The 10183-nt window shown below is 73.5% G+C and carries 10 protein-coding genes; 9 read left to right on the top strand and 1 reads right to left on the bottom strand.

What is annotated here, in order from left to right; all coding sequences use genetic code 11:
• Positions 1-167: 167 nt before the first annotated feature.
• The 4 genes from ACIO9J_RS08755 to ACIO9J_RS08740 all read left to right on the top strand — a co-directional run bounded on the left by ACIO9J_RS08755 (position 168) and on the right by ACIO9J_RS08740 (position 2914).
• Positions 168-1757, top strand: coding sequence for a phage tail sheath family protein (locus tag ACIO9J_RS08755; protein ID WP_401994714.1), 1590 nt, complete (start codon positions 168-170; stop codon positions 1755-1757).
• 91 nt (positions 1758-1848) lie between these two features.
• The gene (locus ACIO9J_RS08750) at positions 1849-2292 is read left to right on the top strand and encodes a phage tail protein (RefSeq protein WP_401994711.1); all 444 of its coding nucleotides are present in this window, start codon (positions 1849-1851) and stop codon (positions 2290-2292) included.
• Positions 2292-2756, top strand: a complete 465-nt coding sequence (locus ACIO9J_RS08745; RefSeq protein WP_401994708.1) for a hypothetical protein — start codon at positions 2292-2294, stop codon at positions 2754-2756. The genes ACIO9J_RS08750 and ACIO9J_RS08745 overlap by 1 nt, the downstream gene beginning before the upstream one ends.
• Complete coding sequence (locus tag ACIO9J_RS08740) at positions 2753-2914, top strand: DUF6760 family protein (protein WP_401994705.1); 162 nt, start codon at positions 2753-2755, stop codon at positions 2912-2914. Before ACIO9J_RS08745 ends, ACIO9J_RS08740 begins: the two co-directional genes overlap by 4 nt.
• Before the next feature lie 833 nt (positions 2915-3747).
• Here the strand turns inward: ACIO9J_RS08740 and ACIO9J_RS08735 are convergent.
• The gene (locus ACIO9J_RS08735; protein WP_401994702.1) at positions 3748-4608 is read right to left on the bottom strand and encodes a hypothetical protein; all 861 of its coding nucleotides are present in this window, start codon (positions 4606-4608) and stop codon (positions 3748-3750) included.
• 148 nt (positions 4609-4756) lie between these two features.
• On the opposite strand from ACIO9J_RS08735, the gene ACIO9J_RS08730 reads away from it, so the two are divergent.
• The 5 genes from ACIO9J_RS08730 to ACIO9J_RS08710 all read left to right on the top strand — a co-directional run bounded on the left by ACIO9J_RS08730 (position 4757) and on the right by ACIO9J_RS08710 (position 10177).
• Positions 4757-6538: a hypothetical protein gene (locus ACIO9J_RS08730; RefSeq protein WP_401994699.1), complete on the top strand. Its 1782-nt coding sequence runs from the start codon at positions 4757-4759 to the stop codon at positions 6536-6538.
• A 65-nt stretch (positions 6539-6603) separates the two neighbouring features.
• Positions 6604-7041: a phage tail protein gene (locus ACIO9J_RS08725; RefSeq protein WP_401994696.1), complete on the top strand. Its 438-nt coding sequence runs from the start codon at positions 6604-6606 to the stop codon at positions 7039-7041.
• Position 7042: 1 nt separating this feature from the next.
• Complete coding sequence (locus ACIO9J_RS08720; RefSeq protein WP_401994693.1) at positions 7043-7792, top strand: LysM peptidoglycan-binding domain-containing protein; 750 nt, start codon at positions 7043-7045, stop codon at positions 7790-7792.
• Positions 7789-9708, top strand: coding sequence for a VgrG-related protein (locus tag ACIO9J_RS08715; RefSeq protein ID WP_401994690.1), 1920 nt, complete (start codon positions 7789-7791; stop codon positions 9706-9708). Before ACIO9J_RS08720 ends, ACIO9J_RS08715 begins: the two co-directional genes overlap by 4 nt.
• A gap of 55 nt (positions 9709-9763) precedes the next feature.
• Positions 9764-10177, top strand: a complete 414-nt coding sequence (locus ACIO9J_RS08710; protein ID WP_401994687.1) for a GPW/gp25 family protein — start codon at positions 9764-9766, stop codon at positions 10175-10177.
• Positions 10178-10183 lie beyond the last annotated feature (6 nt).

Genomic DNA, 10183 nt, shown 5'->3' with positions numbered 1-10183 from the left:
CTCTGCCCTCGGTGACGTCCATCCGTCTCTACTCCGCGGCCGCGACCTGCGACATCGTCGTAGGCGACCGTACGACCAGCGGGAGCAGACCGCGGCCACGGGGAATCCGGCACACCCGGGCCGACGTGCCGGCGCGGGATCCCGTCATCGCGAGGAGAAAACGGAACATGCCCAACTACCTGTCCCCCGGCGTCTACATCGAGGAAGTCGCCAGCGGCTCGCGGCCCATCGAAGGCGTCGGCACCTCGGTGGCGGCCTTCGTCGGTCTCGCCCCGCACGGACCGCTCAACGAGCCGACACTGGTGACCAACTGGTCGCAGTACGTGGCCGCGTTCGGCGAGTTCACGGACGGGTACTACCTGGCGCACTCCGTCTACGGCTTCTTCAACAACGGCGGCTCCGCCGCGTACGTCGTGCGCGTCGGCGGCAGCAGCGCCGACGAGCCGCAGCAGACCACCGCGGCCGCCGCGCAGGCGCCCAAGGAGCTGACCGCCGGCACGCCGGTGGCGCTCGGCGGCTTCACCGTCGCGGCGATCGCCGCGGGCAGCACCAACGGCGGCGCCCTGACCGTCGAGGTGCAGGACGGCGAGGGCGAGAGCGCCGCCGACCGCTTCAAGCTGGTCGTCAAGGACGGCGACAAGGTCGTCGAGAGCTTCGACGTCAGCTCGAAGAAGACGGCCCGCAACTACGTCGTCACGCAGGTCAAGCAGCGCTCCAAGGTGATCGTCCTCGAAGAGGCCGCGGCCGGTGGCCAGGTGGCCAAGCCGGACGCGCAGTCCGTCACCCTGACGCCGCCCACCGCCGCGCCGGCCCCCGCCGTGCCCGCGTCGAACGGTGCGGCCGCCCCGGTCCAGACCGGCCAGTTCATCGGCGACTCCGCCGACCGCACCGGCTTCGGCGGCCTGGAGGCCCTCGACGAGATCAACATGGTCGCGGTGCCCGACCTGATGGCCGCCTACCAGCAGGGCCTGATCGACGAGGAGCAGGTCAAGGCCGTCCAGCTCGGTCTCATCTCGCACTGCGAGCTGATGGGCGACCGCATGGCGATCATCGACCCGCCGCCGGGCCTCAACGCCCGCCAGGTCCGCCAGTGGCGCCAGGAGCTCGCCGGGTACGACTCGCGCTACGCCGCGCTCTACTACCCGTGGATCAAGTCCTTCGACCCGGCGACCGGCCAGTCGGTGGTCGTGCCCCCGTCCGGCCACATGGCCGGTGTGTGGGCGCGCAACGACGCCGAGCGCGGTGTGCACAAGGCGCCCGCCAACGAGATCGTGCGCGGCGCGGTCGACCTGGACCTCCAGATCACCCGCGGCGAGCAGGACCTGCTCAACCCCATCGGCGTGAACTGCATCCGGGCCTTCCCCGGCCGCGGCATCCGCGTGTGGGGCGCGCGCACCATGGCCTCCGACCCGGCCTGGCGCTACCTGAACGTGCGCCGCTACTTCAACTACCTCGAAGAGTCGATCCTCATCGGCACCCAGTGGGTCGTCTTCGAGCCGAACGACCACGCCCTGTGGGCCCGCATCCGCCGCAACGTCTCGGCGTTCCTGGTCAACGAGTGGCGCTCGGGCGCCCTGTTCGGCCAGCGTCCCGAGGACGCCTTCTACGTCAAGTGTGACGAGGAGACGAACCCGCCGGAGTCGGTGGACCTCGGCCGCGTCGTCTGCGAGATCGGCATCGCGCCGGTCAAGCCCGCCGAGTTCGTGGTGTTCCGCCTCGCCCAGTTCTCCGGCGGTGGCGGCGAGCTGGAGGAGTAGCACGCCCCGCGCGCGGGCCGCGAGGCCCGCGCGCTTCTGGTCCCCACATTCGTATTCGCTTTCGCAAGAACCGCAACAGGAGTGAACTCCCTTGTCCCTGCAGCCCGGTGATGCGCTCACCACACACAACTTCGGCCTCCAGATCGACGGCGTCATGGTCGAGTACCTCCAGGAGGTCTCCGGCCTGTCGATGGAGCAGGACGTCATCGAGTACCAGCAGGTCTCGGCGGACGGCAAGCCCGTCGTCAAGAAGATGCCCGGCGTGAAGAAGGCCGGCGAGTGCACCGTCACCCGCGGCATGACGCAGAGCCCCGTCTTCAGCGAGTGGATCAACAAGTCCATTCAGGGCGACATGGGTTCGGCGCGCAAGAACGCCACGATCATGATGATGGACTACCAGAACTCCCCGGTGAAGCGCTACAACCTGCGCAACGCCTGGTGCAGCAAGGTGGAGACCAGCGGGGTCAAGGCCGGCGACGCCGCCGCGCTGACCGAGCAGGTCACCATCGTCTTCGAAGAGCTGGTCATCGAGTAATGCGGCGTGACGGCCCGGCGGCGGGCATGGCAGCGGGTACGGCGGGTCCGGCGGGACCCGCCACGGGCAACGGCGCGGCCGGGGCCCGTGAATCCCTGCGCACGGAGTTCGAGTTCGAGCTCCCGCGCGGGTACGTCGACGAGTCGGGCACCGTGCACCGCAACGGCTCGATGCGGCTCGCGACGGCGCGCGACGAGCTGGTCCCGCTGCGGGACGTGCGCGTGCGCGAGAACCCCGCCTATCTCTCCGTCGTGCTGCTGGGCCGGGTCATCACCCGGCTCGGCACGCTCGGCGCGGTGCACGACGGCACGGTGGAGAACATGTTCGCCTCCGACCTCGCCTTCCTCCAGGACTTCTACCGGCAGATCAACGCGGAAGGACACACCCGCGCGGCCGTGGCCTGCCCGCACTGCTCGGAGTCCTTCGAGGTGGAGCTGGCCGGGAGCCGCCTGGGGGAATCGTGACGTACGCGGCCGACCGCATCGAGGAGGAAGTCGCGTACCTCGCCTATCACTTCCACTGGGGCCTGGACGACATCCTCGACCTCGAGCACGCCGACCGGCGCGCGTACGTGTCGCGGACGGCCTCGCTGGTGGAACAGGCCGAAGCAGCACGGCAGTGACGGGACGGTGTGGTGTCGGTGGTCGGTGAGTCGAGGTAAGTGATGGGCTTGTTCAGGTGGGGCCGGGGGGATCGGTCCCGGGGGCCGCGGGATGCCGCGGTGACGCCGGAGGCGCCGGTCGCTCCGGGTACTTCGGATACGCCGGGTACCCCGGGCGCCGCGGAGGCATCCGCATCGGAGGCATCCGCTCCGGACGCGCGTACGGAGGGTGCGGCTGCCGCCGTGCCCCGTGGCGGTGACGGCGGCTGGGCCGCCGCGCCGCCCGTCCAGCGGGTCCTCGCGGCGCCGCGCCCGGTCTCCGAGCCGGGCTTCGCCTCGATGCTCGCCACCCACCAGAACCCGTCCTTCGGCGGCCAGTTGGGCCACGCCGTACGTTCCTCGGCCCCCGGCGGCCTGCTCCGCGACGTCCTCACCCCCGTCGCGGGCACCCCGGGCAATCTCGACCTGCCCTCCCTGCGGCTGCCGGTGCGGCGCGAGGGCGGCGCGGAGAGCGCTGCCGAGGAGTCCGCCGGTACGGGTACGGCCGGGGCCTTCGGCAACGGTGGGCAGACGGCGCCTCGGGGGCGTGGGTCTGCTGCGGCGCCTCGTACGGCGGCACAGGGGCGGGGAGCTCCTCCGGTGGCAGGTGCGGCTCCGGCTCCGGTGACACGGACGGCTCCGTCGGGAGGTGCTGCGGCTCCTGGGACTGCGGCGGCTCCGGTGCAGAGGGCTGTTTCGGGGCCGGGTGCGACTTCGGGGCCGGGTGCGGCTTCAGGGCCTCGTGGAGCTGCGGGGCCTGGTGGGACTTCCGCTGCGCCGTCGGCTTCCGGCCCGACCTCGGCTTCCGGCCCGGCTCAGGCATCTCGGCCGTCCTCGGCTCCGGGTCCGGGCGGAGCCGCGGCCCCGTCCAGGGCCGCTCGCCCGTCCGGTACTTCGGGTCCTGTCGTGACGCCCGGTCCTGCCGGGGCTTCCGGCGGGGCCAAGGGTCCCGGCGCCGCCACGTCGTCCGGCCCGGCCCAGGGACCGGGTCCGTCCGCGGCTTCCGGGCGGTCCGTGACGCCTGGCCCGTCCGCGACCCCGACCCCGTCGGTTCCCGTCAGCCGCTCCGCGACTTCCGAGCCGTCAAAGGGCTCCGGCCCGTCCGGAACGCCCAGCCCCTCCGGGTCTTCCGCCCCGTCGGGGACCCCGGCCCCGTCCGGTCCTTCCAGCCGTTCCGCGGCCTCCAGCCCGTCCAAGGGCTCGGGACCGACCGGCACTCCCGGTGCGCCCAAGGGCTCAGGACCGGCCGACTCTTCCGGCCCGTCGGGGAGTACGAACCCGTCCGCAGCGTCTCCCTCGCCCAAGGGCTCGGGACCGACCGGCACTCCCGGTACGCCCGGTACGCCCAAGAACTCAGGGCCCTCCGAGACCTCCACTCCGTCCAAGGCCCCCGGGCAGAGCGCCGCCTCGGGGCCCTCCAAGGCTGCCCGTCCGTCCGGCTCGTCGGGGCCGGTCGTACCTCTCAGCCCGCCCGCCGACTCCGGCCCCTCCGCCGCCTCGACGCCGTCCCCGGCCGTCCAGCGGTCCAAGTCCGCGGGCCCGTCCAGCGGTACCTCCGGTCCGGCCGCGACGCCCGGTCCTTCGGCGACTCCGCGCTCCACCACGACTTCCGGCCCGCCCTCGGCCTCGGGTCCGTCCAAGGCACCCGGCTCGTCGGCGGCTCCGGGTCCGGCCAAGGCCCCCGCCCCGTCCGGGACTTCCCGTACGTCTCCTACGTCCGGCCCCTCGGGCCCCCCGCAAAGCTCCTCCCCGGCGCCCGGTCCCGCCAGGCCCGCGGCTCCCGCCTCCCCCGGCGCCCCCGCGCCGTCCGCCTCCGGCCCCGCCGTGCAGCGCGCCGCCGCGGCCTCCGACTCCGGGGCGCGTACGACGGACGGGCCCGGCCGCACCGCCCCGCTCGCCGGTGACCGGTCCCTCTCCGTGCCCGGCTCGGACGACTCCCCGGCAGGCGGAGCCCGTACGGCCGACGGAGCCACGCCCCCCGTGCGGCGGTCGGCCACCGGCCGCGACGCGGGAACGCCCGAGGTGCGGCACTCCCCCGTACAACGCGACGCGGCCGTGGGCGACGGCCCCGGGCCCCGCCTGACTCCCCTGTCGGACACGGACGTCCAGGCGCTGAGCCCGGCCGTTCCCGTCGTGCAGCGGATGCCCGTGAAGCGGTCCCCGCTGGTGTCGGCGACGCCGCCCGCGGAGCCGCAGCGGCAGCTGTTCCCCGTCGGGTCGGTGCCCACCGTGCCCAAGGCGCGGACGAGCGCTGCCGGGGACACCGTCCCAGACTCGGCCCCTTCCGGGCCGGCCGAAGTCCCCGGCCCGGTTCCCCCGGCCGGTCCGGGGACGCAGACCCGGACCGCCCGCACGTCCGCGGGCGCGTCCGAGGCGGCGGGTCCCGTCGCTGCACGGGCGGGTACTACCCCCGTCCCGTCCGTGCAGCGTCGGGCCCCGGTACGCCGCATCCAGCGCAAGCCCGACGGCGGCGGCAGCGCGGCCGCTCCGACGGGGCGGCCCCGTACGGGACTTGGGTCGCCGCTCAGCGAGGTGCCCACCAGCGGGCCCTCGCCCGCGCCCACGCCTTCTCCCGCGCCTGCGCCTGCTCCCGGCAACAAGGCTCCCGGCGACACGGGGGTCCCCCGGCGGAGCCCCATCGGCGCGCCCGTCACGCCTCCGGAGCCCAAGGCACCCGCCGCGCCCGACGCATCCAGCGCGCCCACCGCGCCCTCCGTGCCCTCTGCGTCCTCCGCCCCCGTGCAGCGAGCAGCCGCCGCACCCACGCCTCCCCCGGCGTCGGCACCGGCAGCGACACCGGCACCCGCCAAGGCCCCCGAGAAGGCACCGGCCAAGGCCCCCGTGGCCAAGTCCGGCCCTCTCCCCGTCGTGCCCGTCAACCGGCGCATCGCGCCCGGGAGTTACCGGCCCGGCGGCATCGGCGCGGCCGCTCCCCTGCCCCTGAGCTCCTCGCGGGGGCTCTCGGTCCAGGCACCGGGCGACTCCGCGCCCGTACCCCCCGTTCCCCCGAACGTTTCGTCGAACGCCCCGCAGAACGCTCCGAGGCACGCCCCGGGGAACGTCCCGCCGAAGGCGTCCGCACCAGGCCCGGGTGCCGCCCCCGGCCCCGTCCCGCTCCAGCGCTCCGCCGCGAGCGGTTCCGCCGAGGCCTTCCACGCCGCGGCCCCCGTCGTCGTACCGCTGGCCAGGCACGCCGCCCAGGCGTCCGCGCCCCCGCGTGCCGTGCCCGCGCCGCCCGCCCCGGTGCGCCCGACCGTCCAGCGGCGCGCGGCGGCGCCGACCCCCGCGCCCGCGCCCCCGCCGCCCCCGGCCCCCGCGCCCGCACCGGCACCCGCCCCCGCGCCGCAGCGCCCCGCGCCCCTCCAGCGCACCCCGGGCCCCGGCGAGCAAGGCAGCCAGGCCGCGAACTCGCAGCCCGCCAAGGCGGCCTCCGACGCCGGTTCCGACTCCGGTTCGGATGCCGGGTCCGCGCCCGCGAAGCCGCCCTCCCCCGCCGAGATGGACGAGCTCGCGCGGCGTCTCGTGTCGCCCCTCTCGCGGCTGCTGCGGGCCGAGTTGCGCGGTGACCGCGAGCGGCTCGGGCGGCTGCGTGACCACGGCCGCTGACCCGTCCGCCCGCCGTCCACGACCACCCGGTCACCCCTCCGCCCGCCACAGGAAAGAACAGCCCGATGCCCTCGACCCTGGACCCCGGTTCCACCGTCTTCTTCAAGCTGACCATCGACGGCCAGGACCTCGGCCTGTTCAACGGGTGTGAGGGTCTGTCCTCCCAGGTGGAGGTGGAGCAGCGGCAGGAGGGCGGCAACAACGGCTTCGTCTGGCAGCTGCCCACCCGCGTGACGTTCTCGACGATCCGCCTCACCCGGCCGCTGACCGCCGACACCTCGCGCGTCGCCGCCTGGATCTCGTCCATCGCGACCGGGATCTCGCGGCCCACCGCGCAGATCGCGGCGCTGCGCGCGGACGGGTCGATCGTCGCCCAGTGGGGGCTCGTCGAGGTCCTCCCGGTGAGCTGGCAGGGGCCGAGCCTGAGCCCGGACAGCCCGAGCGTGGCGACCGAGACGCTTGAGATCGCCCATCACGGCTTCACCGACGCGGGAGGTGCCTGAGATGGCCGCGCCGACCGGCGGCAAGGCGGGCGCGAGCCTGGTCCGCGCCGCCCTCGCCATCCACCAGCCGCCCACCGATCTCGGTGGTTCGATGGGCGGGCGGATCGGTGAGGTGGAGTTCCAGTTCAATCCGACGCAGTTGCAGATGGGCCGTACCGCGGAGTGGCGCACGCAGCCCGCGGTCGCCTACACCCGTGGCGCGCCGCCGAAGTTCACCGGCGCCCAGCCGGCCACGCTCCAGCTGGAGGTCTTCCTCGACTCCTCGGGCACGCCGACCGGCGGCAAGGTGCAGAAGCAGGTGGAACTGCTGCTCTCCTGCTGCGAGGTGACGCCGCAGAGCGTGTCGACCAAGCGGCCTTCGCCGCCGTGGGTGCGGTTCTCCTGGGGGTCGTTCAACACGGTGCAGTTCGTCGCGTACGTGACCAGCGTCAGCGCGTCGTACACCCTGTTCAACCCGACCGGCGAGCCGCTGCGCGCCACCTGTTCGCTGTCCCTCACCGAGGTGGCCATGCCCACCAAGGGGCAGAACCCGACCTCGGGCGCGCTGTCCGCGCGGCGCGTGCACCGCACCGTCGCCGGTGACTCGCTGGCCTCGCTCGCCTGGCGCGAGTACGGCGACGCGACCCGCTGGCGGCTGATCGCAGAGGCCAACGAGATCGACGACCCGATGCGGCTGCGGCCGGGCACGGAGCTGCTGCTGCCCGCCGCCGACGAGCCCCGCATCGCACCCGTTCAACCGGAGTCCGCATGAGCGAGAAGACGTACACGAGTGTCCTGCACGCCGAGATCGGCGGCTCCCGGCTGCCCGACAAGCTCGCGGTGCTGCTCGTGGAGGGCTGGGTGGACTCCAGCGTGAACGTGCCGTCCGCCTTCCAGCTGACCTTCGTCGACAGCGGCGGCGACATCCTGGAGAAGTTCCGGCAGATCAAGGTGGGCGCGGACGCGGTGCTCTGCCCGTTCACCGACGGGGTGCGCGGCAAGCCCATGCTGACCGGCGAGGTGACCGCCCTGGAGGTGGACGCGGACGCGAGCGGCAGGACCCTCGTGGTGCGCGGCTACGACCCGGGGCACCGGCTGCTGCGCAACCGCCGCGTGCAGGGCTACCCGAACATGACGGCCTCCGACATCGTGCGCCGCGTCGCGGGTCTGAACCGGATGAAGCTCGGCAAGATCGACTCCACCCCGACCGTGTACGAGCTGGCGACCCAGCCCAACATCACGGACTGGGACTTCCTGTCCCGCCTCGCCCAGGAGAACGACACCCGGCTCTACCTCGACGAGGACGGCAAGCTGTGCTTCGCGGGCCTCAAGCCCGCCGCGGGGGCGCCCGCCGACACCACTCCGTCCGCGCAGAGCCCGTACGTCCTGGAGTTCCGGCACAACGCGCAGCACAGCCGGGTCGCGGTGACCGCCTCCGGGCAGGTGTCCACCGCCGGTGCGCGCGGCTGGGACGTGCGGTCCAAGCGCGCGCTGTCCTCGACGTCCCCGGCCACCGTCAGCAAGGACATCGACGCCGACATCACCCCGGCGCAGCTCTCCAAGCCGTTCGGCAAGTCCGAACTGACCAGCACGCAGACGCCGTACACCGCCCAGGCGCAGGTCAGGCACGCCGCCAAGTCGCTCGCCGACGACGTGTCAGGATCGTTCGCCGAGCTGGAGGTCGCGGTCACGGGCAACCCCGACCTCCAGCCGGGCAGGCCGGTGGCGCTCAAGGGCGCGGGCTTCCCCTTCGAGGGGAAGTACACGGCGACCGGGGTGCGCCACGTCTTCGAGTCCGGGCGTCCTTTCACCACCTGGGTGACCGTGTCGGGGCGGCAGTTCCGTTCGCTGTACGGGCTCGCCTCGGGCGGCGCGGACGCCGCGCCGCCGATGCCGGGCGTCGCCATGGCGCTGGTCAGCAACGCCAAGGACCCGCAGCGGATGAACCGGGTCAAGCTGCGCTTCCCGTGGCTCTCGGACACGTACGAGAGCGACTGGTGCCGGATCGCGCAGATGGGCGGAGTACGCGGCGGCGGTCTGATCATGCCGGAGGTGGGCGACGAGGTGCTCGTCGCCTTCGACCGGGGCTCGCTGGAACACCCCTACGTCCTGGCCGGTCTGTACAACGGCAGGGACAAGCCGACGCCGAACACGGACGGGCTCCAGCCGATCGACCCGACCAGCGGCCGGGTCAACTGGCGCTCCATCTCCTCGCGCAGCGGCCACACCATGGAGCTCGTCGACGCCAAGTCCCGGATGAAGAGCGGCATCCGGCTCCAGACCGGCAACGGCCGCCTCACCGTCCACATGGACGAGACGAAGACCAGCGTGACCATCAAGAGCGACGGTTCGGTCTCCATCACCGGTACCCGGAACGTGAGCATCAAGGCGGGCGGCAACCTGTCGCTGACCGCGGGCGGTTCGCTGACCATGAGCGCGGGCGGTGCGGTCGACATCAAGGCGGGCGCGAAGTTCGGCGTCATGGCGGGGGCCGCCGCGGACATCAACGCGACCGGTGCCATCAGCCTCAAGTCGGCGGGCGCGGTGGCCGTCAACTCGGTCGGCGCGGTCTCCGTCACCGCCGTCGGCGCGGTGGCCGTCTCCGCGGGCGCCGCGGCGGCGATCAGCTCGCCCGCCACGGTCGCGCTGAGCGCGCCGGCCGTCCTGCGCAACGGCATTCCCTTCTAGGTGACATGAGGCGCGAGGACAGTGAGGGACATGCGACTCAAGGGGGTCACGGGACATGAGTGAACAGTTCGTCGGCGCGGGCTGGACCTTCCCGCTGCGCACGGACGCGGGCGGCGGCATCGCGCTCGCCCGGCGCGAGCGCGAGATCGAGGAGTCGATCAGGCTGGTGCTCGCCACCGCGCCGGGCGAGCGGCCGATGCGGCCCGAATTCGGCTGCGCCGTGCACGACTTGGTCTTCTCCCCGGTCAACGAGGCGACGGCGGGCCGGATCAGGTACGAGGTGCGGTCCTCGCTGGACCGCTGGGAGCCACGGATCGAGGTCCTGGACGTCGAGGTCAGCCCCGCCCCCGACGAGCCGTCCGTCCTGTTCATCGACGTGAGCTACAGCGTGCGCGGCACCAACAACCCGCGCAGCCTCGTCTTCCCCTTCTACGTGATCCCTTCCACGGAAACCGAAAGCGGAGTCTGAAGTCCG

The organism is Streptomyces sp. NPDC087300, assembly GCF_044744425.1.
Classification (GTDB): Bacteria; Actinomycetota; Actinomycetes; order Streptomycetales; family Streptomycetaceae; genus Streptomyces.
Note: the sequence above shows the minus strand (reverse complement) of the source record. Positions and strands in the feature narration are given on the sequence as shown.

What these genes read in the sequence shown, in the direction of transcription:
- ACIO9J_RS08755 (WP_401994714.1), top strand. Translation starts at nt 168, where the DNA reads ATGCCCAACTACCTGTCCCCCGGCGTCTACATCGAGGAAGTCGCCAGC.
- ACIO9J_RS08745 (WP_401994708.1), top strand. Translation starts at nt 2,292, where the DNA reads ATGCGGCGTGACGGCCCGGCGGCGGGCATGGCAGCGGGTACGGCGGGT.
- ACIO9J_RS08725 (WP_401994696.1), top strand. Translation starts at nt 6,604, where the DNA reads ATGCCCTCGACCCTGGACCCCGGTTCCACCGTCTTCTTCAAGCTGACC.
- ACIO9J_RS08720 (WP_401994693.1), top strand. Translation starts at nt 7,043, where the DNA reads ATGGCCGCGCCGACCGGCGGCAAGGCGGGCGCGAGCCTGGTCCGCGCC.
- ACIO9J_RS08715 (WP_401994690.1), top strand. Translation starts at nt 7,789, where the DNA reads ATGAGCGAGAAGACGTACACGAGTGTCCTGCACGCCGAGATCGGCGGC.
- ACIO9J_RS08710 (WP_401994687.1), top strand. Translation starts at nt 9,764, where the DNA reads ATGAGTGAACAGTTCGTCGGCGCGGGCTGGACCTTCCCGCTGCGCACG.